The following is a 19,897-nucleotide window of genomic DNA, read 5'->3' as shown; positions in this document are numbered from 1 at the left end:
AAAAGACAAATGAAAAGAGTGGAATTATGATTAAATCAAATTTAAAGCACATATTAGACGAAAGGAAGATCAGTATTAGGCAGCTATCCAGAGATATTGATCATGAGTATCCAACCGTCAGAAAGCTTTATCATGACGAAATGGAGCGGTATCCAAGAGATCTGTTAGATAAAGTCTGTACATACCTAAACATTGAGTTGCAGGAATTGCTAAAATTCGAAAAAGGTCATAATCATATCGATCGCTCAGGATGAAAATGGTATACTAAAGTTACAAGCATAGGAAGTAATTACAAGTTTTCTAGGTCTGTATAAAATCGTACTTTTATTAGAATAGTGGGGTAATTCATTTTGTTTAATATGAATCTGTCATTTTTAAAGTTTGTTAAACAAAATGTTGATGCAAATGAATATGAGAAAACTTGTCTCATTAAGAAAATGGAAAAAGAAATTTTGAATTTGCAAAAAGGCATTGAGTATTTCAACAGTATGAATAAATCATCTTATAAGCTTCTGGAAGAACCATTTGTACAGGGCAGTATTGCAATGGAAACCACTGTGAACGGATTATTCTCAAAGAATGATATAGACATTTCACTCGTTTTTGATAAAGATGAAATCGATAAAAGTCCTGTTAAAGCAAAGAAGGCATTACTTTCAATGCTAAGACCCTTTGTTAATCAATCAGAAACAAATATTGATTACCATACAAATTGTGTCAGATGTGTTTATAGAGATGGCTCGCATGCAGATCTTGCTGTTTACAGAAGGTATAAACTGAATTTAGGTGACGCTGATTACATTTATGAACATGGTGGTAGTAAGTGGAGGTTTTGGGAACCAAGAAAAATTGTAGAGTGGTTCCATTTAAAAAATGAGGAGTCAGGTGGTCAATTAAGGATTATTGTTAAATTACTCAAAATGTTCTGCAAATCGAGAAGGCACTGGAGAATGCCTGGTGGAATAATCCTAACCATTTTGGCAGTTGAAAACTATAGAGCAGTGGATCGAATTGATGAGGCATTTTATATAGTGATACGAAACATCATAGAGCGTTTAAAGAGAAACAAAGAAATTTCAAATCCTTTAAATCAAGGTCAAAGCTTAATTCGTAAAAAAGAAGAGGAAGTTAAGGTGGAAAATTTGTATAAAAGGTTATTGATCTATGTGACAAAATTGGACGACCTTTTTAGTGAAAATTGCACTTGCGAATTAGCCAATACCTTATGGGGTGAATTTTTTAACCATCCTTATTGGAATCAAACGCAAGATAATAAAATGTTAGCTGCAAAATTTTAAATAAAATCATTCTTTTATGTTGATGTGGAGGATGAAATATGGACAAAGATTTGATAGAGAGATTAAAAAAACTTAGAAGAGATATAGAAAAATATGATGAAATCGACAATCAGACAAAAATCGATGCTTACAATTTATATAATGAATTAGAAAATAAGCCTAATTACAGAAATTCGTCAAGTGAAATTAGAGCGAAAGTTTTTAATGATAGACCCATAGAAGAAATAAATGAGGAATTTTTCTCTTGCAGGAACAGGATTAATTTTATGTTGGATTGGGCATTGGAATTATCTCCAGTTTTAAGCTTGTTGCAAAATAAAGGGAATCTTCCACTAAATCGAACAAATGATGATTTTTTAGAATTTATGAAATTACTCTTAGATGACTATTTAGAGGAATTGAAGCAATTACCTGGAGAAAAAATAATCAGCTCTGATGAAATAATTTTTATAAGTTCATTAAATAATTTAATCTTTAAAGCTATTAGAGAATATTTGTCAGGGGATCCAGCCTTAGCTTTTAATCATATTGATTCAGCATTAAACGAATTGGACGCTAACTATAAAATCAGTGAACTGCTGACATCTAATAGTGACGATAACCTTAGAAAATCATTATTTAAAATGAGAATAGGAGATAACAAAGTATATACAAGTAATGACATGTTTCATATACCGTTTGAAAAGCGAGGGATGGTGAAAACAAACCGTTATAGTATCCCTGGTTTACCATGTGTTTATCTTGGTACTTCTACATTTATTTGCTGGGAGGAAATTGGGAGGCCGAATTTGAACTCTGTTCAAACGTCTCTTTACATGCCAGAATCTAATTTGGTTTATTTAGACATATCTGTACCACCACAAACTTTTTGTGATACTCAAAAGTTTCTATTTGACATGACGTATACAAGGGGTAAGTTTTTTAAGGATTTCTCCAAATATTTAGTTTTGTGGCCGTTAATTGCCTCATGTTCAATTAGGGTGAAAAATTCTTCCGATCCATTTAAACCCGAATATATTATACCTCAGCTAGTTTTACAGTGGGTTAGAAGATCTTCGATATATGATGGGATATGTTACTTTTCAACAAAAGTAAATGATTATGATTCAGAAAATATAAGTTATTTTCGGAATTATGCTCTTCCAGTAAAAGAAGTAAAATCAAAGGGTTATTGTGAAGAATTAAGGGGAAAGTTTGAATTAATTTCTGATGGTTTACCATGGCAGTTTTTTCAGTTATATAAAGGAACACAAGTAAGAAATTCAAAAGATAACATTGTTCACGTTAATATTGAATTGGTTAAGGGGCTAAAAATTCCTTATGAAAAAACCGATTTTTATAAATTGGAACAGATGCTACTAGATAATTATAGAAATCAAAAAGAAGAAAGAGCATTAACTTAAATGCTCTTTTTCATACCGCAACGCCGGCATTCACGTAAGAATATTCCACTCTTCACAGAGCTTTTGAACAAAGTGTAATCGCAATTGTCGCAGCGACCGAATTTTACATCAGGATACTCTTTGTAATCATAAACGATTGAAGTGTCATACCCGTCAGTTTCGTATTTCTCTTCCACAAGATCACCCACATAATTTATTCAACATACTCAAGAATACCAAATTCCGTTCGATATAGGGAGGGAACAAATGATTGGATTAGTTTATTTTTTAATTATCTGGCTAGGAGTTGGATTGTTGACTGGCATTAAGTTTATTTTTGTTGATCAGGTCTATGATGAAGAGTTTAAAGAACTCATGGATAAAGAAACAGCAGCGGGCATGGAAAGGAATTTGGCCAGCCTGTTTTTCAAAAATAAGCTTAATGTGATTGCTTTTTTCATGTTAATTGGTTTACTGCCATTAGCAATGAGGATTACAAAATTATTTAAAAGAGGTTGATTTATGCCTTTGATTGATTATTTTTATGTACTGCAGTTTGGGAACAAAGAATACTTTAAATCATTTAAGTTAGATGAAGACGGTTATTTGACATCTAGTGACCTCCCCGGCGCTTCTAAATTGCAAACAATGTATGAAGTCATTGAGGTAGCAAGCGAGCTCAAAACAAAGTGTAATGTACAATGTGAGATAAGGGAAATACAAGTCGTAAAACGTTAGGTGTGTTCAGGTGTATTGGATAGAGTGGATAGAGGATGGGGAAAAGAAAAGTATGGTTGCGGAAGGATGGATTAAATGGGCTGCTATACTGGAAGACCTGTATCAGAAGCGGTTTGAGTTTGTTGAATGGAAGCGGCTTTGAAGTTGAGCGATTTACCAATAGAAGAACTGAATTGAAAAATAGATGAATGCCTACATATATAAATACTTCTATAAAAAGGAGCTCACTATGTTATTTAAAACAAAACTTTTTTCAAATGAAAGTATTTCTTCTCTTGAAAAGAAAATAGAACAGAGATTAACTGAAGAAATCGAGAATGAAGATGAAAACTATATCTTAAATGTGGGCCAAGAACAATATATAAATCATTTATATGAAAAACATAAACATGGATCACTAATTATTTTGGATGATCAGATTACAGCACAAATTAAAGAAGAATCGGTACCTGGAAGGCACTTTCCAAAGTGGCTGTATAATGTAAATCCGAATACGTTATATAAAAAAGATGTTGTGTATTTTTATGTGCCTTTCTTGGGTGATAGAACATATCTTAGGCTGCAGCCTACAACATATTCAATAACTAATCCAATAGCAACTATTGGAGGAAATGAACTAATCTTTTCAATAATAGTTTTTAATCAGAGCAGAGAAGAAATTGTGGAGGAATTTAACAATTCTCTAGAAAAGTTGAAAGAAACTGTTAGTCGTCTAAATAGTGATATAGACATTTTTAATTCAAACTTGCCAAGGGTCATAAAAAATAAATATATTGGGAGAAAAGAAAAAATCCTAAAAAGGAGGGAACTCGAAGCTTCACTCAAAATTCCTATTAAGAAAAAAGATAATATTCCAACTACATTTGCGATTCCTACTCCAGAAATTAAGAAAAAAATCAGTATAAAACCACGCGTTGGATTGCAACCATTTGAGCCCGAACCAACTTTAGACGAAAGTACATATTTTGATATTTTAAGAGTAATAAATGACATGGGCAAAGCATTTGAAAGAAAACCTTCAGTCTATTCAAATAAAGGCGAAGAGGATTTGAGAGATCATTTTTTGATGCAACTGGAGCCCAATTATGAGGGGAGTGCAACGGGTGAAACCTTTAACAAAACAGGGAAAACTGATATTTTATTAAGACATGATGGGAATAACGCGTTTGTAGGGGAGTGTAAATTTTGGAAAGGAGAAAGGTCTTTTCTGAGTACGATAGACCAGTTACTTGGATACTTGACTTGGAGAGATTCAAAAACTGCTGTAATTATCTTTGTTAAAAATAAAGATTTTACCCAAACACTAAACGTAGCAAAGTCTGCAATTAAGAACCATAAAAATTTTGTGCGGTTTAATGGTGAACAAGATGAAACATGGCTCAATTATATATTTAACTTACCTGGTGACCCGAATAAAGAAATACAGTTAGCATTAATGATGTATCATACTGTTGATGTTGACTGATAGTCTAGAACAGGATCATTACCTAGACGTCATTGAAAATAATCAGATGAGATAAGAAGCCTTTTATGTTGTAAATCATCATCAATAGGGCAGGGGCATAAATGGATAATCCAGAGTTTCGACTATTGCCGAATGATATTGTTAATTAATGATTATTATGGCCATAAAAAACGTAATATCAGGCATATTACGAATTCGGAAAACTTGATGGGGTTATTTATGATGAGGTTAATTAAACGTAAGTTGCCTTTGCCTTCTCGCTTGTAAGTTTTTTTGTGAGAAAGTTTTCAAATAGAATAATCATTTATTCAAAATGGGTGAAAAAATGAAGGAAGAGATAAGAGATTTAATTGACTATGAAGAGAAATATTGGATTACTGTAACAGGAAGAATAATCTGCAAAAAGAACAATCATGTTCGCCATAAGAATGGCAATGTTTATGGATACAAACATGTGCACTTACATAAAAATAATGGAACAAGAAAATTGTTTAGCAAATTTGATGTTTGGAAAAAGAGTTTTCCTGATAGAGACCCATCTACATATAAAGGGATTAAATAAGCAACGACATAAGTATTTATTTACGGAGATGAAGAAATGCCAAATATGAATTGGAGTAAGTTAAATAACTTACAATTAGGTAGATATGGTGAATATTACGCAATGATGGATTTTGCCTCATATGGTTATCAAATTTTTAGTAGCGAGGTAGATGATCATGGAATTGACTTCATTGCAAGGAAGGCTGGCGGTGAATTCTTAGAAATACAAGTAAAGTCACTTAGTTTTCCTAAAACAACTTATACATTTTTAAAAGAAAAACATTTCAATCCTTATAAGAAGGGCTTTTATATTTATTTAATGTTATTTATTGAAGGATCTTTACCACAATCTTTTTTAATACCAGGGAGCGTCTTCCTTGAAGAAAATGATCCAGTATTTAAATATAGGCCTAACTATAAGGAACCTGAGTATGGGATAAATGTTTCTAAGAAGAATATGCACATACTAGAACAATATAGCTTGAGTAAACTTGAAAGTGAAATATCTGTTTAAAAGAATCCTTTTATAAAAAGAGGAGGATAATTCCTAGTGCATAATAATGATTTATCAAAGTTACTTTATTATAAAGTTATAAAACCACTCTCTACAACGGTTCAGGAATTAGATTATTATATAAAACAGAAGTTAAAAAGTATTGACTTTGAAAAACTAATAGAAGATTTCTCTTATTTAAAGGTGTTTTTAGACTCGTTAGATGATGCTTTTATTAAATTCAAAAAAATAATCATTGAACTTGGGTATCCTCCCAATCATGATTATCCAATAGATCTGGTGTTAAGTATAATTGATGCGTATGAAGATTCAGATTTAGAAGAGTTGAAAGTTAAAGTTGATCAAATAATGCTAGATTATTTTGATGATAAAGAGATTGAGGAAATGCTTATGCAGTGGGAGAGTAGAGCTGTTTTACAGAAAAGGCTTCCTATCATACGAATTGCTATAAAAGCACACAAACAACAAATGTACTTTGCTTCAATTCCAACACTTTTACCTCAACTTGAAGGGCTTGTTGCAGATTGTTTTCAACACAAAGGATCGATGAACAGTGTGAAAATGAAAAAGTATCTCGAATGTTTCTTAATAGAAAAAGTAATCCCAGATTCTTATACTTTTAAGGATATTTTATATGATTATTATATACAAAACATACTTGTTAGATTTGAACATGGTAAAGACATAACATCTGATATAAGCAGACATGCAATTCTTCATGGCGGAGATGTAAACTATGGTAAACAAATAAATTCTTTGAAACTTATCCTCTTGTTCGACTTTTTTACAGAATGCCTATGTGATTGGGATTCTATTAAAACTTCAAAAAAAGAACATATTGGAGATATTTAATGACGTATATTTATTTCTCTTTGAAAGTCTTATTGTTTCTCATAGCTGTTTTGTTTTTAAGTGTATATCTAGGTAAGAAAAAAAGTGGTTTTGCAAAAGATATCATCAATACTTGTTTATTTCTTATTGAAGCTGTCGTAGTAACCACAGGATTAAGTATTCTTTTTGGTTTTTCAAAAGATGAAGCGTCTTTTTCAATAATGATAAGAAATTATGTTTTTTGTTTCACTTTTTATCGTATTAGCTTATTTTTCACATTCAAAATGTTCGATTCACTAAGAATAGATTCCTATACAGCTTTTAAAACTAAAGTTGAAAGCTACTTAATATATGTGGAATTAGAAAAAGAAATTCCATTGGAAGATATAAATAAAGATTTTTTAATTATTACGGACTCGGAAAATCAGTTCACTAAGGAGGATAGAAAAAACCTTCTAGAGATTATTGAACTAATGAAGTTATATAATCCTCATACAGATAACAATACAGAACTTAAATTTATTTTAAAACAAGTCATTAGAACGTTGGACCACAAAATTAAAGAGTTGGGTTTTGAATGGAGAAATTCTTTGATATTAAGAATTTTAAAGAATTGATTGGAAAGTTTTTTAGTTAAATAAAGTATCTAGATTAGAAAGGATTATACCATGAACCAACAAGAATTTCAGAGGCAGTATGAATTAAACCAATTAGAAGCGAATGCTTTTAAAAGGGGATTTAAAGAAGGAATGAAACGTGCTGAACATATAAAAAAAAGAAATAAAAATATTCAAACATTATTATTAGAATGTATTGGTTATGATGATGAGTGGCTTACAACAAAAAGCGGTTACAAAAGCCAAAAAAGGGATGAGCTCGTTGACATTATATTTGAGCAACGTTCTCTCATGAAATCCATATTTAATAAACTTGAGCCCAAAGCACAGGAAGACTTGAAAAAGGAGATTGAGAAATTTTTTTGGCCGACTATGCACAAAGAGGATTAATCCTTTTTGTGTCTATGTAAAATAATTGTTTTATATAGGAGGTTCCAAAATGTTTTTGGGTAAGAAAAAGAACAGAATTAAAGAACTAGAGGGCTATTTATCTTTTATGGTTAAGAAAAATCAGGAAGCAGAAAGAACCTTATCTATTAAAGAAATCATAATAAAAAACATTATTAAAATTACCAAAGATGCTAGGTACCATATACTCGAAGTAACGAAAGACAAATATGGAAATGATATTATTATAATCCAAAACAAGAGAGAAGGGTATGGTGGGATTGATTTAGATATTTTAATTTATCAATTAACAAAACCTATAAGGACTGATTTCTTTCTAATAAAATTTTTAACACAAATACGAGAGGATAATATTTATATCCAGGACATAATTACTTATGATGACAACACTTCAAAAGGTTATGGAACAATAGCTATGAGTTACTTAAAAAAAGTAGCTCATGCAGAGAGATTGCCAATAACAGGATGGATATCTCCGGAAGATATGGATCACTATGATAGGTTGGTACACTTTTATCAGAAAAATGGTTTTGATGTAACATACAATGAATATTCAAAGCCGGATACCATCATTTATAAGCATGATTACTTGAAAACTCCTTCAGTTAAAAAATAAGGAAATTGTTCTAAATGACTCTTCACTAGGGGGCATATCTTCGCCTCCTAAATATGAAATAAAATAAGAATTTCATTGATTTAACAACAAATAAAGAATAAAAATAAAATATATACTTGAAATTATGACAACTCTGAGGTATATTATAAACAAGGGAAGTGATAAGTGAATAAAGGGGGGAGACAAGTTGAAATTAAAGCAGATGATTAAGAACGAATGCGAAAAAGATAATCAGCTTGCAACTCGACTTGCTAAATTGGCCGGTTATGAAAAAGTGAATGGTTTTTATAAGTTTGTAAACACCCCAAAAAAAGAAATGGAAAACATAGAAGGTTTAATAAACATCGTAAAAAGCTTGTTTCCTGATAACGAAAAACAGTTATTAAGTGAGTACTTCTTAGAATTAGACCCCAATAAAAAATGTGCAAGACAATCGGTTGAATATGCAGATATTAACCAACGGGATGATTTGACTGATGAAATCATTATTAATTTGTGCAACTCTAAAAATTCCACAAGTCAAGAATGGGGCAAAGTTTACAGTATACATAGAAAGTTAAACAAAAGAGAGCTGAGTTTAACTGAGGCGATTAGGGAAACCGGTAAGTGCAAAATCAAAACTCCAGAAATGCTCTTTTTTTCGAATGCCATGTTGATGTATGGATATCTCAGCATTGGCGAATTTGGGTTAATGAAAAGTACTTCAAAGCTGTTGGACTTCGATGAATTACCACAGGGATACATAAAAGATTTGTATACATCAAGGGTCTCTTTATTAAAGGCCAATATAAGTTTTAATGAAAATAATTTGCAAGAAGCTAGAGAGTATTGTCTAGATGCAATTGAAAAAAACAGCATAGATCGAATTTGTTTTTTCGCGTATCTAACTATTGGTAACTCTTTAATATTTGAGAGCTATGATAGAGCAAAACGCTCATATATTAAAGGTAAACAGTATGCTAAAAATTCAGTTCAAGAAGAAATGATGGATGGAGCTCTTTGTTTTTTGGCCAACTTTTGGAACAAGGAAAATAAATGGGTAAACTTCACCTCTCAGGACACTAAATATTTGCAGCTAAAAGCTTACTACTTCATTAACCAAAAAGAGTTAATGAAGGCTAAAACAATTTTAGATGATTTGTCCAAAAGAGAGCAAGATGACAATGAATTAGGGTTTTATTTTTATTACAGAGGCTTATTATCATTAGATAAGTCGGACTTTTATAAATCGATTGCGCATTTTAAAAAGTCTGAGGACAAGTATTCTCTGCAGTTGCCACTAGTTCAACTTGAAAAATTAGGTGCAGACCTTGATCTTCTAAGTCTTATCTCTCTTTAGGCTTACATCCTTGAAAGGGGGTGAATGTATTGAAAAAAGTATTTTATGGTTTAATGATTATTGCAGCCTTAGCAGTTTCGTTTGTTGCTGGTCAGCAATCAGTAAGCACAGCATCTACTTCTGACGAAATTTCTGTTGCAAGTATTATCCGTGGAGCGTAAAATAAAACTCAATAGTTCATTAAACAGATACATATTTTCTACATTTAGGCGTTTGATCCATTGGATCAGGCGTCTTTTCTAATTTTAAGGGGAAGTTCCAGAAATTCTAAAATTGAAAAATGAGAACATGGGGGAATTAGAATGAAAAAACAATTAGGGCAAGTATTTTCTTATGAAGAAATGGCAAAAGGGTATGAAGAAATGGCTGCAATCAATTCAATAATAGCAGAAGAGGATAATCACCTTGAAAATGAAGCGGAGATTGTTAGATCACGGCATAAAATCTTGGCTTCATAAGAAGATAAAAACTAAGTAAAATAGACATTTTAAACACATCGAGCACATGTGTTTATTTGTCTAGAATAAAAATAAAATTAATTATTGCATAATCTGTTGGCAACGGATATAATGAAGATACATAAGATAACGTTGTTGGGAGATGGGACTATGGAAGAATCAAATAAAAACGAAGAGTATAAGGTTACTTCATTAAGACAGTATCAATACATAAAACAACTTAAGAGCTTTACTCGTGTTAATCTTCATATGGAAGATCCAGATGTGTTTACACCTAATAATGTTACTACAATGAGAAGAAATCATAAAGAGCATATGCTTATTAAGGATCAAAATAACACAATTAAATGCATATAAGGAGAATAAAAATAAAATGACTAACAATAAATATTATACTGAGGAAAATAAAAAGAAAGTCTGGAAAAAGCATATGATTGTTTTGAAATTCTTAGAGCAACCAGGAATATCAGAAGCATATCTTAATTACTTGCAGGAAGAAATTCATAATGATGAATGGATAGGGTTTGAAAATGAGTTTTTTGAGGAACTGACTGGTAAACCTGTGATAAATGTAGGGGACAAGATTAAGGCGACAAAACAATACTCAGCTGTTCATTGAGCAAGTAATATACTTAAAGTAGGTGCTTTATTGAATTTATCTATTTTGATTAAGTTGCTAGACGGTTATGACTTAATGAAGCAAATAGAAATCTGCAATGCAAATATTATGCTGCTAAGAAGCTCTAAGCAAGATACTGATTGGTTAAAATTGTGGTATGAGTTAGATAATTATTTAATGGATAAAATTAAATGAGGTGGAAACCTTGGAAGTGAAAAAGCAAACACCATCTGTTAGGGATTACTCCATTTTTAATGACATAAATAGATGGTTTGATGAATTAGATTTGAGAAATAGGGATGACAAATCAGCATTTATTGAAAAGTCTAATACTAGAACCACCTATGAAAGGCATATTAGAGAATTCTTTAATTATCAAGTTGGTAAGGATATTGAATATTTAACTAAAGAAGATGTAATAATTAAAAAGAATGATTTAATGGATTATAGGACTTATTTGGCTAAAAATAAAAATAATACTAATGCTACGATTAATAATAAAATCGCAGCACTGAAAAGTTTAATTAAATTCTTGGAGTCAGAACACGACTGTGAATTAAGCGTTTTTAATTTTAGACCATTGCCGACAGAGAAGAATCCAGCTGGTTCATTTGAGGGGATTCCTGAAGCTGAAGAGTTTGCAGAAGCTGCATTTATCCATGAGAGACAGAACAGGTTAATGAAAAAGCTCTTTATTTTATTCAGTGTACGCACAGGAGCAAGAAAATCAGAAGTCTTACGAGTAAAATGGGAAGACATAACGTATTCATCGAAGCACGATTGTTACTTAGTCAATTTCAAGAAGACTAAACAGAAGAAAGCGAGACCAGTAGGTATTTCTAGCTCCTTTTATGAGGAGTTATTAACACTCAAGAATGAGTATGGTGAGCATGAGCTGATCTTTCATAAATTAACTGTAGACTCAATTAATGATATGTGGCACAGAGTTTGCAGAGTGTTAAATATTCCACAGGAAAGAAATCTTAGGCCACACAGTTTACGTAATACAGCCACTAATTTTTCTTATAATGTTAGCGGAGACATTAAAAAGGTGGCAGCATTTTCAGGACATAAAAACATCAATGTGCTAAATGATCATTATCTAAATAAGGAAAGAGATTATTCTCAAGATCCTGGTGTTATAATTGATCAAGATATAGATATTGATTTCCTGGATACTGTTACATTAGACCAGTTTAGACAGTTCTTTTTAGATTGTGATGTTTCCACTCTAAAAAAGCTCAAAAAATTTTTAGAATTAAAATAAAAGTGATATAAATAATCATATAAAAGCTTTACTTGTATGTTAATGTAATGATAAATTTAATATGATTATGTGTGAGGTGATACTGTGGTTCAGGATTTGTTGACAACAGATAAGCTTTTAAAGCTTAAAAATAAAATAGAAGAAGTTGCATCTGATATTAAACATGATTCCAGAAAAGTAAAGGAATTAAAAGCAATCATGGGAGCGCAGTATAAAACGCTGCCTGGTTATGTACAAGAAATTTTGAATAACAATGATAATAACATTCAACGCTTGAATGAAAAGGAAGTTTATATTTTCTCTAAAGAACTACATAAACTTACTGGCGTAGCCGCTTTAGACCCTTTGAGTTATTTTCCACCAAGGTTGGCTAAGGAGTTAGAGGGCGGAAGAATTTTTGCCGGTGAAGAGGTTCTAACACTTCCTTATACATTTAAAAACGTAATAAAAATAAATGAAGATAATTATGTGACTTCAATTACTGCGAAAGAATTAAGTGAACTATATAATAGCTCAATACTACAATACAACTATAATACTCAACGGGAAGGCAGATTCATTAAGGGAAGCTTAATACCTGTGCCAAAGACTAATCCTAAATCAGTTGAAGAGATTAAAGAACTTTTTAAAAAGGGCGACTTAATCGTGTCTATGTTTACATTTAATGCACGATTTGGCACATCAGATGAGGATGAAGAAATTGAGTACAATCCAAGCGACCTAAGCTTAACTGTTACTAAGGGTACATTAGTTGATGTTCTAGATGGTTACCATAGAATATCTGGAGTTGTTAAAGCTATTACTGAAGCTCCTGAATTAGATCAAACCTTTATTTTGAATATCTTAAATTATACTGAAGAAAAAGCAAAACGTCATTTTGCCCAAATGAATACAATAAATCCTGTTGAGAAATCAAGGATTGAAGAACTTGGTCAAAAACGCTATTCTTCCACTATTGTTGAGCAACTTAAATATAATAGTGAACTCAAAGACAAAATTAGTGTACAAAGTGAAATTGGTATGAGTAGTCCATTCTTGGTTACTTATTATACACTTTCTGAAGCAATTGACGATGCTTTTGAGATCAATTCACGGAGAGACGCTATTCAATTGTCCAAGTATTTAAGGGACTTCTTTGCTGAGCTTTTTTATGCTTTTCCAGATGATTTCCTTGAAGATGATCTTAGCGAGTCAAGAAACAGATCGTACATTAACTATAATGCTGTATTTTATGGATACATTTATTTGGCCAAAAAAATGCAAGAGAATGGCACACCACTAGCTAAACTAGCAACGATACTACAGCAGGTTGATTTTGATAAAGGTAAGACATTCAAGGAGTTAAGCAGCAGAAATTATGAAGAACAATTAAATGCTGCTATGAAGAAAAAAATGAAAAAAGTTTTCTATGATGAAATTGATGTTCGTTAGGCTAAAGGAGAAATAGATATGAGTGAACTATACAATGCTGAAATTAAAGAAAAGTTCTTAGAAAGATATGAAAGTGAAGCAACAAAAGAGCTTTACCGATTAAAACTCAGAGATTTTTCTTTTACAGAAAGGATTTTGGATAAAGACATATTTAATTTCTCTCTAGAGGAACTACGCACTTTATTTTTTGACTTAGATAGCAAGTCACTTGAATCATTAAGGGGTGCACGTGCTGTTATTGGTCAATACACTACATGGGCAATGGAACATGGTCTAGCAATTAGTAACATCAATAAAGTATACGAAATAAAGGACGAGGATTTAAAACAGTTTATAGATAAGAACAAAAAGACATTGTTTACGAATAAGGAAGTAGAGGAATACGTTAGCTATTTATTCAATAACCAGGATAAAGCTATGGTTCAAGCTGTATATGAGGGTATAGACGGATATCAGCATTCTGAGTTAATTAACTTAACAATAAATGATTTACTTGATGACAATAAGGTAAGACTTCAAGATGATAAACATGGCGAACGAATAATTGAAGTCAGCGAAAAATGTCATGAACTACTTAGGTTAGCATATGAGCAAAACACTTACCATTTAAATAATGGATCAGCGTCAGGTAAATTGAGGTTTGCTAATTTAGTACGAAATGAACACATTTTTAGATTGAAATATAAAAGTCCAGATCAAAGTATGCAAGCGGATAAGTTCTTAGTTCACAGGTCTTTTAAAACGTTTCAGAAGATACTGGAAGAGCCTTATTTCACTCCCAAGAACTTAGCTAACTCAGGAAAGTTGAATATGGCATATAAGATATATAAGGAAAAGAAAGAACTAACTGTCCCAGATTATAAAAAAATAACTGCTCAATATGGATTTTTGAATGAGAATGCTAAATTTGCATCACAATCATTAAGAAAAGTTGTCAATATGGAGAACATAGAAAAATACTGTATACAATCTGAAAAGATTACTGATTAAATCCCTATTCAGGGATTAATCTTACATAATAAAAAGAATAAAAATAAAATATCAAACTTCGGTGTGAGCTAAATCGTGGCATTTATAAATTAGATGGTAGGATTTTGTTCATATTTTTCAGAATTCGACAAAAGTAGACAAGGACATGCAATCGGCCTCATGGTAAAATAATACTATATATAAAATGTATATCGTAATGGTTAGTTAGGTACAAAATACCTATTCTCTTTCCTTGAATTATTGTACATAAAGGATACAGGTAATCGTATGAACAATTCAGAGAAGTTACTTTATTTAAGTTATACACTCACAATTACTTATATAAAAAAGAATTGCAGATAAATAGGCAAAACGCTATAATGAATTTAATCAAAAAGAGAACGTATGTTTGGTCAATTACCACCAGAGAGAGGGAAACTAATGAAGGAGTTTTTTATTCAAGGAGATTTATGCATTTCTTATCATGGAAGAATTAAAGCTGAAAATGAAGAACAGGCTATAATTTTGACTATTGCTGCTTTAACAAAGAAATTGAAAAACAAAAGTGGAAAGTTTGGTTTTCTTGAGAATGGAAAGTCAAAATATAATCATTTATTTGATGTTGATATAAACTCAACTGAAGATGCTGAAATTAGTGCTTCTTATGTCGAAGAGATTGATGAAATGTTTGACGACACACTTGAAGAATACAGGAACTCAGAACAGTTAACAACGAAGTAAGAACAGGACATCTCGTCAGTCATCATTAGAAGTAAAAAATTGATGACCTTATAGTCAGACTGGAGTTTTTTCAATGAAACTGGACACCGTAATGGACATGAGAGAAAGTTTAGCAGCAATTATCTTTAGCGTTGGATCAGAGAGCATATTAAGTGGAGAATATTACATAGAAATTGATTTTCAGAACAAAGACAATAAGTTAACGCTGAAGATTGACAGGGCTGCTTTGTTGGATCTTAGAGACAAGATTAATGAAACTCTGTGGAAAATAGATGATGCAAAATCATTAGTTAAAAGTGGCTTTACTCTGTAAGTAAAGCTTGTTTTTTAAAAACAATAAGAATAAAAATAAAATTACTGTTTACAACTAGAATCTGTAATTGTATAATTCAAAATATAAGACAGGCATTGAAAGGAGTTGAGGCTGTTAATTGTTTAATGAGCCACAATATAAAGAAATAAAAAACCTAGTCATGATGAAATTTCTCAAGGTCTTCTCTTCATGTAACAAAGCTCTTCAAAACTTAAATGAGGACGAAATTAGGATGGCCATTGGTGATTTAGACTTTGTTAAAGACAACCTGGAAGAGATTCAGTTTATATTAAGAGATATTGTTTTTACATACGATGAGGAAAAGAGTAGTCTCATTAAGAATTAAAATAAAATGTAAGTTTTATCGAGATTGAAATAAGGGATCAATTAATAATACAGAATGTAGGGCGTCCGGCGATAGTGAGGAGTGAAAATTTATTATGAAGAATTTATGTTGTGAAACGTGTGGGTTAGATACACATGAAAATGCTGCGCCTATCTTTGAAAAGCCTTTAAGGTTTGCTTTTCGATCAGATATTAAACAGCTAGAACAACACACTGGCGACCATCGAAAACAAGTAAATATCTGTTTAGATTGTTTCGCTGCTGAACTGAAACAAGCTAGTAAGGATTGTAAAACACGATACAAGGTTAGAGCAAAGGAGAGCGGACAATGAACACAGCATACAGAGTTTGGGACGGCGAGCAGATGCATTATTGGGATGATGAACATTTAAGTCTAACTATAAAAAATGATGGAAGTTGGCTTTTATGGCACGACTCTGGCGGTGGGTGTGTTGTATCCAGTGATGACAAAGATGCGGCTCTCATGTGGGGCACAGGGTTTAAAGTCAAAAACGGTCGTCAGATTTACGATAGAGATATGCTTATCGGCAGAGGAATGAATCATCCATTATTGGTCGAGTGGTCTGACTATTATGGTGCCTTTAGAGTTGACGAAGATACGAAATATCTTTTTCGCATGCTAATAGACTATGGGCTAGCGAGATATGAACTTGAAGTCATCGGCGACGTTTATCAAAATCCTGAGTTATTGGAGGGCGCGGAGTGAAAAAGTGGATGGCGAAAGATGGGCTACAAACATATATCATAGCGGAAAGAGCAGATGGAAATTTTGATTTGACTGTGAAAAATCCGATTAGTCAAGATTTACTTTTGTGGTTTTTTAGTTATAAAAGCGCACGTGACTATTTAAGGGTCGAGGAAGGCTTTACAGGAAGAATGAAACGAATTAAGGAGGGCGCGGAGTGATTAGAGCAACAGAAAAACAGTTGAGACTGATCGGACGCATGGAGCAATACATAAGTGCAAGATTCACCGGTAACACAATTAGAGAAGCAAGTGAGTTTATTACTAATCATATGGATGAATACCAAGAAGAGAGAGAAATGGCCGATGAATCAAAAGTTTTATATGATGATATTTTCTATGAAGAAGGTTGGTAACCTTGCTGAGAAGTATTGAGATCATAATCTAAATAAAAGATGCATTTTAAATAAAAATAAAATTAAAGGATGCGATTGTTATAGGAAGTAAAACTAAATCGGAAAAGGATAAACAAACATCAGCTATTATAAATGAAAGTAATCAAATGGTTTTTATTGAAAGTAAAACAATGAGAGATGTGCATGTTTATCGAGATGGAGTGTTAGAGAAAGTTAAGGTATTGCCTCAATTGCCTAATACGCTAGAGGTAACATTACATATGGCGTCTATCTATTATGAAGTACCAATAGAGACGATACGAACAGTTGTAAAACGTAATAGGGCAGAATTTAATGAATATGGGGAATTAAGAATTCTAAAAGGTAAGGGTCTGGCTGAATTTAAAACGGTGGTTCAAAGTGAACCATCGTTAAATGGTATCAATTCACTCCAATTACTCAATCGCAGAGGACTTCTCAGACTAGGCATGATGCTGACTGAGTCAGATGTTGCTAAAAGTGTAAGGAACTATCTTCTGAATGTTGAAGAAGTTTCGGAAGATGATCAGCGAAGATGGGCCATTGAACGAGAAATAAGTAAACGTGAAAGAAGACAATTGACAGATGCTATTCAGGAGTTCTACATAGGAACAATAAAAGAAGGTTTTGAGTACTCCACTTTCACTAACATGATATATAAAGTCGTTTTTGATATGTCCGCTAACCAACTAAAAGAGATTTATGATTGTCAAAAAGGAGATAAGCTTAGAGATTTGTTTACTACAGAGGATCTGAAAAAGGTGGTAAGAGCAGAGAGGGTTGCAGCTGCACTTATACACATTGGTAAAGACTATCCAGAGATCAAAGCAGAACTGGAGAATAGCAAACACAAATTTCAATAAAAGTAAAATCTTATTGAGAAAGGGAGGATCTAAAAAATGGAGAATGATGTTTTATATGGAGTATATAATACACGATCACGAAAGTTTTGCTTTGGAATAACAGAACCATCAAAAACAAAAGCAAGAAAAAAGTTATTCGATCGAATTGGCTCAGATGCATACAAATGGCGTTTTGAAATTAGAAAAATTAAAAGAAAGTAGTTGAAAAAATGAAATTTGCACCAATGGATAAAGTTAAATTAAAAACAGCTAGTCATTTCAACAAACTTCGAACTTTAAAAAAAAGAGTTCCTGAATTAGATGATCCTTTACTCGGCGAATGCTGGGAATTTGAAGAAGATGGTTTGAAACAATTTGATTGGGAGGAGAACTACGAATTTGTTGCTAGACCCAAAAATTTTAATTGGGATTAAAAACAGAATTTAATTAAAATTGAAGTTTTAAAGAGAAGAAAAGAAATGACTTCGGAACCGGCAGACGTTATATTAAAAGAAATGATTAAGGGATAATTAAATAATAAAAAACTTTTCGAAGATAGGTAGGGGTACCGATGAAAATTAGACAAAGGTATGAATGTGGAGCTGATAAAATTGCGATTCAGTATTCCATTGATGAAAAAGGGATGATTACCAGTCTTAAAGAAGTGAGTTGGGATTCACGTACAGAAACGGGTGAGTATCTGCTCCCTAGAATTGAAGTTACTGACAACTGCTTTAATAAGATAATAAACAATCCCAAATTGCGGTAAAACGAAGGCACAAGTGATGAGTAAGCAGAGAGCGACTGGATAAAAAGACTGTTTTAAAGAGAAAGGAGCTGAACTATGGCAATTGATTTTGCAAAGTTAAGAGATCCAGAATGGAGAAAGCAGTGGGCAGATGAAAGAAAAGAACGTGAGCGGCTATTAGAAGAACAAGAAACACTGAGAAAGAAGACAGTTTGCTTTACCGGTCATAGACCAAATAAATTGGGTGGTTATGATATGAAAAACCCCACAATTCTCAAACTCAAAGATAAGCTGCTTGAAGTGATTGAGGAGTTAATCATAAAAGAAGAGAAGTCCAGATTTATAACTGGAGGAGCATTAGGAACTGATCAGGCTGCTTGCTGGTGTGTACATATTCTAAAGAAGAAATACCCACATATTAAAAACATAATTGCTACACCTTTCAAAGAACAAGATAAAGTTTGGTCTGCAGACCAAAAAATGTGGTACAAACGTATGCTTGATGTGGCAGATGAGATTGTTAATGTTGAAGAATTAGATAAATATAAAGTTAGTGGAGATAAACCAGGAGAGTTTTCGCCGGCTAAGATGCAAAAGCGAAATGATTACATGATTGATCACAGTGAAGCAATAGTAGCTGTTTATGATGGAACTAAAAGTGGCACAAGGAACTGCTTAAATTATGCCAGAAGAACTTACTTAGGTCATCAATTATGGAGGCTTCATCCTAATTTCAACTTTGAATTAGATATTTCCTACATGCCGGGGTAAGGAGATGAGAAATAAATATGAATCAGTATATAATTGGTTTAACAGAAAACTGTAGCGAACAAGCTTTGTCTGAACTAAGAGCGATTGATGTAGAAGTTTTTGGATCAAGCGAAGCACTGCCACATATAGTATACGTAAGGTCAATCAAATCAAAAGAAGAATTAATGGAGTTTTGGCTTATTGAAAGTGTTAGCAATAATTATCTTGGTAGTTTAACTGTCTAGTAATCCACTTAAATTTTAATAAAAGGATCATTTTAGTTTGAAAGAATGATATTAAGATATTTAGAGGAAGGGAGACAGCCAATGAATCCATTTAATTTTAGATCAGAGCAGAGGGAATACGAGCAAGCCTATTACGGAGGCTATTGTAATAAAGTCAGAAGCCTTGGTTTAAACCCAATTCCATTTCACTTGTTTCAGGACATCTTAAAAGAAAGCAGAGATTTGACTAAAACAAAGAAGGAAAGAATGGGATTTTTAATTAAGGCTACAGAATCATAA

The 19,897-nt window shown here is 32.3% G+C and carries 34 protein-coding genes; 33 read left to right on the top strand and 1 reads right to left on the bottom strand.

Annotation, left to right across the window (positions count from 1 at the left end):
- The first annotated feature begins 26 nt into the window (after positions 1–26).
- The 3 genes from AC0C66_RS03230 (at position 27) to AC0C66_RS03220 (ending at position 2,701) form a co-directional block, all read left to right on the top strand.
- On the top strand, positions 27–254 hold the full coding sequence (locus AC0C66_RS03230) for a helix-turn-helix domain-containing protein (RefSeq protein WP_101501658.1): 228 nt from the start codon (positions 27–29) through the stop codon (positions 252–254).
- A 105-nt stretch (positions 255–359) separates the two neighbouring features.
- On the top strand, positions 360–1,298 hold the full coding sequence (locus AC0C66_RS03225; RefSeq protein ID WP_326243211.1) for a cyclic GMP-AMP synthase DncV-like nucleotidyltransferase: 939 nt from the start codon (positions 360–362) through the stop codon (positions 1,296–1,298).
- A 38-nt stretch (positions 1,299–1,336) separates the two neighbouring features.
- Positions 1,337–2,701, top strand: a complete 1,365-nt coding sequence (locus tag AC0C66_RS03220) for a hypothetical protein (protein ID WP_326243126.1) — start codon at positions 1,337–1,339, stop codon at positions 2,699–2,701.
- Here the strand turns inward: AC0C66_RS03220 and AC0C66_RS03215 are convergent.
- Positions 2,698–2,877 carry a DUF8096 family protein gene (locus AC0C66_RS03215; protein ID WP_326243125.1) on the bottom strand — a complete coding sequence of 60 codons (180 nt, stop codon included), beginning with the start codon at positions 2,875–2,877 and terminating at the stop codon, positions 2,698–2,700. The genes AC0C66_RS03220 and AC0C66_RS03215 overlap by 4 nt on opposite strands.
- Positions 2,878–2,947: 70 nt before the next feature.
- Between AC0C66_RS03215 and AC0C66_RS03210 the strand changes: the two genes are divergently transcribed.
- The 30 genes from AC0C66_RS03210 to AC0C66_RS03065 all read left to right on the top strand — a co-directional run bounded on the left by AC0C66_RS03210 (position 2,948) and on the right by AC0C66_RS03065 (position 19,897).
- Positions 2,948–3,199: a hypothetical protein gene (locus AC0C66_RS03210; protein ID WP_472973491.1), complete on the top strand. Its 252-nt coding sequence runs from the start codon at positions 2,948–2,950 to the stop codon at positions 3,197–3,199.
- A 3-nt stretch (positions 3,200–3,202) separates the two neighbouring features.
- The gene (locus AC0C66_RS03205) at positions 3,203–3,418 is read left to right on the top strand and encodes a hypothetical protein (RefSeq protein ID WP_326243373.1); all 216 of its coding nucleotides are present in this window, start codon (positions 3,203–3,205) and stop codon (positions 3,416–3,418) included.
- Between the two features lie 10 nt (positions 3,419–3,428).
- The gene (locus AC0C66_RS03200; RefSeq protein ID WP_326243374.1) at positions 3,429–3,560 is read left to right on the top strand and encodes a hypothetical protein; all 132 of its coding nucleotides are present in this window, start codon (positions 3,429–3,431) and stop codon (positions 3,558–3,560) included.
- 87 nt (positions 3,561–3,647) lie between these two features.
- Positions 3,648–4,883 carry a hypothetical protein gene (locus AC0C66_RS03195; RefSeq protein WP_326243375.1) on the top strand — a complete coding sequence of 412 codons (1,236 nt, stop codon included), beginning with the start codon at positions 3,648–3,650 and terminating at the stop codon, positions 4,881–4,883.
- Positions 4,884–5,208: 325 nt separating this feature from the next.
- Complete coding sequence (locus tag AC0C66_RS03190; RefSeq protein ID WP_326243376.1) at positions 5,209–5,445, top strand: 3-ketosteroid-delta-1-dehydrogenase; 237 nt, start codon at positions 5,209–5,211, stop codon at positions 5,443–5,445.
- A 36-nt stretch (positions 5,446–5,481) separates the two neighbouring features.
- On the top strand, positions 5,482–5,940 hold the full coding sequence (locus AC0C66_RS03185) for a DUF4365 domain-containing protein (protein WP_326243377.1): 459 nt from the start codon (positions 5,482–5,484) through the stop codon (positions 5,938–5,940).
- Positions 5,941–5,976: 36 nt separating this feature from the next.
- Positions 5,977–6,792 carry a hypothetical protein gene (locus AC0C66_RS03180; protein ID WP_326243378.1) on the top strand — a complete coding sequence of 272 codons (816 nt, stop codon included), beginning with the start codon at positions 5,977–5,979 and terminating at the stop codon, positions 6,790–6,792.
- Complete coding sequence (locus AC0C66_RS03175) at positions 6,792–7,388, top strand: hypothetical protein (RefSeq protein WP_472973490.1); 597 nt, start codon at positions 6,792–6,794, stop codon at positions 7,386–7,388. The genes AC0C66_RS03180 and AC0C66_RS03175 overlap by 1 nt, the downstream gene beginning before the upstream one ends.
- Positions 7,389–7,439: 51 nt before the next feature.
- Entirely contained in the window at positions 7,440–7,778 is a 339-nt protein-coding gene (locus AC0C66_RS03170) for a hypothetical protein (RefSeq protein ID WP_326243380.1), read from the top strand.
- Between the two features lie 49 nt (positions 7,779–7,827).
- Positions 7,828–8,412: a hypothetical protein gene (locus AC0C66_RS03165; RefSeq protein ID WP_326243381.1), complete on the top strand. Its 585-nt coding sequence runs from the start codon at positions 7,828–7,830 to the stop codon at positions 8,410–8,412.
- Between the two features lie 187 nt (positions 8,413–8,599).
- A complete protein-coding gene (locus AC0C66_RS03160; RefSeq protein ID WP_472973489.1) occupies positions 8,600–9,751 on the top strand; it encodes an AimR family lysis-lysogeny pheromone receptor in 1,152 nt (383 codons plus the stop codon).
- A 29-nt stretch (positions 9,752–9,780) separates the two neighbouring features.
- On the top strand, positions 9,781–9,912 hold the full coding sequence (locus tag AC0C66_RS03155) for a lysogeny pheromone AimP family peptide (protein WP_202657253.1): 132 nt from the start codon (positions 9,781–9,783) through the stop codon (positions 9,910–9,912).
- 141 nt (positions 9,913–10,053) lie between these two features.
- Positions 10,054–10,209 (top strand): hypothetical protein, encoded by a 156-nt coding sequence (locus AC0C66_RS03150; protein WP_326235896.1) that lies wholly within the window; start codon positions 10,054–10,056, stop codon positions 10,207–10,209.
- A 150-nt stretch (positions 10,210–10,359) separates the two neighbouring features.
- Positions 10,360–10,566: a hypothetical protein gene (locus AC0C66_RS03145; protein WP_041338583.1), complete on the top strand. Its 207-nt coding sequence runs from the start codon at positions 10,360–10,362 to the stop codon at positions 10,564–10,566.
- 16 nt (positions 10,567–10,582) lie between these two features.
- Positions 10,583–10,828, top strand: a complete 246-nt coding sequence (locus AC0C66_RS03140) for a hypothetical protein (RefSeq protein WP_061187761.1) — start codon at positions 10,583–10,585, stop codon at positions 10,826–10,828.
- 211 nt (positions 10,829–11,039) lie between these two features.
- A complete protein-coding gene (locus tag AC0C66_RS03135; protein ID WP_326243420.1) occupies positions 11,040–12,095 on the top strand; it encodes a tyrosine-type recombinase/integrase in 1,056 nt (351 codons plus the stop codon).
- An 84-nt stretch (positions 12,096–12,179) separates the two neighbouring features.
- A complete protein-coding gene (locus AC0C66_RS03130; RefSeq protein ID WP_326243384.1) occupies positions 12,180–13,526 on the top strand; it encodes a DNA sulfur modification protein DndB in 1,347 nt (448 codons plus the stop codon).
- Positions 13,527–13,544: 18 nt separating this feature from the next.
- Positions 13,545–14,516: a phage lytic cycle repressor MrpR family protein gene (locus tag AC0C66_RS03125; protein WP_326243385.1), complete on the top strand. Its 972-nt coding sequence runs from the start codon at positions 13,545–13,547 to the stop codon at positions 14,514–14,516.
- A 384-nt stretch (positions 14,517–14,900) separates the two neighbouring features.
- On the top strand, positions 14,901–15,236 hold the full coding sequence (locus AC0C66_RS03120) for a hypothetical protein (protein ID WP_437388323.1): 336 nt from the start codon (positions 14,901–14,903) through the stop codon (positions 15,234–15,236).
- A 73-nt stretch (positions 15,237–15,309) separates the two neighbouring features.
- Positions 15,310–15,549, top strand: coding sequence for a hypothetical protein (locus tag AC0C66_RS03115; protein WP_437388322.1), 240 nt, complete (start codon positions 15,310–15,312; stop codon positions 15,547–15,549).
- A gap of 673 nt (positions 15,550–16,222) precedes the next feature.
- Positions 16,223–16,621, top strand: a complete 399-nt coding sequence (locus AC0C66_RS03110; RefSeq protein WP_437388321.1) for a YopX family protein — start codon at positions 16,223–16,225, stop codon at positions 16,619–16,621.
- Positions 16,618–16,821, top strand: coding sequence for a hypothetical protein (locus AC0C66_RS03105; RefSeq protein ID WP_437388320.1), 204 nt, complete (start codon positions 16,618–16,620; stop codon positions 16,819–16,821). The genes AC0C66_RS03110 and AC0C66_RS03105 overlap by 4 nt, the downstream gene beginning before the upstream one ends.
- Complete coding sequence (locus AC0C66_RS03100; RefSeq protein ID WP_053574298.1) at positions 16,818–17,015, top strand: hypothetical protein; 198 nt, start codon at positions 16,818–16,820, stop codon at positions 17,013–17,015. The genes AC0C66_RS03105 and AC0C66_RS03100 overlap by 4 nt, the downstream gene beginning before the upstream one ends.
- Positions 17,016–17,161: 146 nt before the next feature.
- Positions 17,162–17,896 carry a hypothetical protein gene (locus tag AC0C66_RS03095; RefSeq protein ID WP_235701159.1) on the top strand — a complete coding sequence of 245 codons (735 nt, stop codon included), beginning with the start codon at positions 17,162–17,164 and terminating at the stop codon, positions 17,894–17,896.
- A 36-nt stretch (positions 17,897–17,932) separates the two neighbouring features.
- Entirely contained in the window at positions 17,933–18,097 is a 165-nt protein-coding gene (locus tag AC0C66_RS03090; protein ID WP_086352586.1) for a hypothetical protein, read from the top strand.
- Positions 18,098–18,105: 8 nt separating this feature from the next.
- Entirely contained in the window at positions 18,106–18,309 is a 204-nt protein-coding gene (locus tag AC0C66_RS03085) for a hypothetical protein (protein WP_086352587.1), read from the top strand.
- Positions 18,310–18,446: 137 nt separating this feature from the next.
- Positions 18,447–18,644 (top strand): hypothetical protein, encoded by a 198-nt coding sequence (locus AC0C66_RS03080; RefSeq protein ID WP_235701158.1) that lies wholly within the window; start codon positions 18,447–18,449, stop codon positions 18,642–18,644.
- A gap of 75 nt (positions 18,645–18,719) precedes the next feature.
- The gene (locus AC0C66_RS03075) at positions 18,720–19,394 is read left to right on the top strand and encodes an SLOG family protein (RefSeq protein ID WP_437388319.1); all 675 of its coding nucleotides are present in this window, start codon (positions 18,720–18,722) and stop codon (positions 19,392–19,394) included.
- 17 nt (positions 19,395–19,411) lie between these two features.
- Complete coding sequence (locus AC0C66_RS03070; RefSeq protein ID WP_153256839.1) at positions 19,412–19,618, top strand: hypothetical protein; 207 nt, start codon at positions 19,412–19,414, stop codon at positions 19,616–19,618.
- A gap of 81 nt (positions 19,619–19,699) precedes the next feature.
- The gene (locus AC0C66_RS03065; RefSeq protein WP_153256838.1) at positions 19,700–19,897 is read left to right on the top strand and encodes a hypothetical protein; all 198 of its coding nucleotides are present in this window, start codon (positions 19,700–19,702) and stop codon (positions 19,895–19,897) included.

It is taken from the genome of Bacillus sp. VA13 (assembly GCF_055710085.1).
The sequence above is the reverse complement of the archived record's forward strand: the minus strand, read 5'-3'. Positions and strand labels throughout refer to the sequence as shown.

Excerpts from the sequence above, each read along its gene's own strand:
- AC0C66_RS03230 (WP_101501658.1), top strand. The coding sequence starts at position 27 with ATGATTAAATCAAATTTAAAGCACATATTAGACGAAAGGAAGATCAGT.
- AC0C66_RS03225 (WP_326243211.1), top strand. The coding sequence starts at position 360 with ATGAATCTGTCATTTTTAAAGTTTGTTAAACAAAATGTTGATGCAAAT.
- AC0C66_RS03220 (WP_326243126.1), top strand. The coding sequence starts at position 1,337 with ATGGACAAAGATTTGATAGAGAGATTAAAAAAACTTAGAAGAGATATA.
- AC0C66_RS03210 (WP_472973491.1), top strand. The coding sequence starts at position 2,948 with ATGATTGGATTAGTTTATTTTTTAATTATCTGGCTAGGAGTTGGATTG.
- AC0C66_RS03205 (WP_326243373.1), top strand. The coding sequence starts at position 3,203 with ATGCCTTTGATTGATTATTTTTATGTACTGCAGTTTGGGAACAAAGAA.
- AC0C66_RS03195 (WP_326243375.1), top strand. The coding sequence starts at position 3,648 with ATGTTATTTAAAACAAAACTTTTTTCAAATGAAAGTATTTCTTCTCTT.
- AC0C66_RS03190 (WP_326243376.1), top strand. The coding sequence starts at position 5,209 with ATGAAGGAAGAGATAAGAGATTTAATTGACTATGAAGAGAAATATTGG.
- AC0C66_RS03185 (WP_326243377.1), top strand. The coding sequence starts at position 5,482 with ATGCCAAATATGAATTGGAGTAAGTTAAATAACTTACAATTAGGTAGA.
- AC0C66_RS03175 (WP_472973490.1), top strand. The coding sequence starts at position 6,792 with ATGACGTATATTTATTTCTCTTTGAAAGTCTTATTGTTTCTCATAGCT.
- AC0C66_RS03170 (WP_326243380.1), top strand. The coding sequence starts at position 7,440 with ATGAACCAACAAGAATTTCAGAGGCAGTATGAATTAAACCAATTAGAA.
- AC0C66_RS03165 (WP_326243381.1), top strand. The coding sequence starts at position 7,828 with ATGTTTTTGGGTAAGAAAAAGAACAGAATTAAAGAACTAGAGGGCTAT.
- AC0C66_RS03150 (WP_326235896.1), top strand. The coding sequence starts at position 10,054 with ATGAAAAAACAATTAGGGCAAGTATTTTCTTATGAAGAAATGGCAAAA.
- AC0C66_RS03145 (WP_041338583.1), top strand. The coding sequence starts at position 10,360 with ATGGAAGAATCAAATAAAAACGAAGAGTATAAGGTTACTTCATTAAGA.
- AC0C66_RS03140 (WP_061187761.1), top strand. The coding sequence starts at position 10,583 with ATGACTAACAATAAATATTATACTGAGGAAAATAAAAAGAAAGTCTGG.
- AC0C66_RS03125 (WP_326243385.1), top strand. The coding sequence starts at position 13,545 with ATGAGTGAACTATACAATGCTGAAATTAAAGAAAAGTTCTTAGAAAGA.
- AC0C66_RS03120 (WP_437388323.1), top strand. The coding sequence starts at position 14,901 with ATGTTTGGTCAATTACCACCAGAGAGAGGGAAACTAATGAAGGAGTTT.
- AC0C66_RS03115 (WP_437388322.1), top strand. The coding sequence starts at position 15,310 with ATGAAACTGGACACCGTAATGGACATGAGAGAAAGTTTAGCAGCAATT.
- AC0C66_RS03110 (WP_437388321.1), top strand. The coding sequence starts at position 16,223 with ATGAACACAGCATACAGAGTTTGGGACGGCGAGCAGATGCATTATTGG.
- AC0C66_RS03095 (WP_235701159.1), top strand. The coding sequence starts at position 17,162 with ATGGTTTTTATTGAAAGTAAAACAATGAGAGATGTGCATGTTTATCGA.
- AC0C66_RS03090 (WP_086352586.1), top strand. The coding sequence starts at position 17,933 with ATGGAGAATGATGTTTTATATGGAGTATATAATACACGATCACGAAAG.
- AC0C66_RS03085 (WP_086352587.1), top strand. The coding sequence starts at position 18,106 with ATGAAATTTGCACCAATGGATAAAGTTAAATTAAAAACAGCTAGTCAT.
- AC0C66_RS03080 (WP_235701158.1), top strand. The coding sequence starts at position 18,447 with ATGAAAATTAGACAAAGGTATGAATGTGGAGCTGATAAAATTGCGATT.
- AC0C66_RS03075 (WP_437388319.1), top strand. The coding sequence starts at position 18,720 with ATGGCAATTGATTTTGCAAAGTTAAGAGATCCAGAATGGAGAAAGCAG.
- AC0C66_RS03070 (WP_153256839.1), top strand. The coding sequence starts at position 19,412 with ATGAATCAGTATATAATTGGTTTAACAGAAAACTGTAGCGAACAAGCT.
- AC0C66_RS03065 (WP_153256838.1), top strand. The coding sequence starts at position 19,700 with ATGAATCCATTTAATTTTAGATCAGAGCAGAGGGAATACGAGCAAGCC.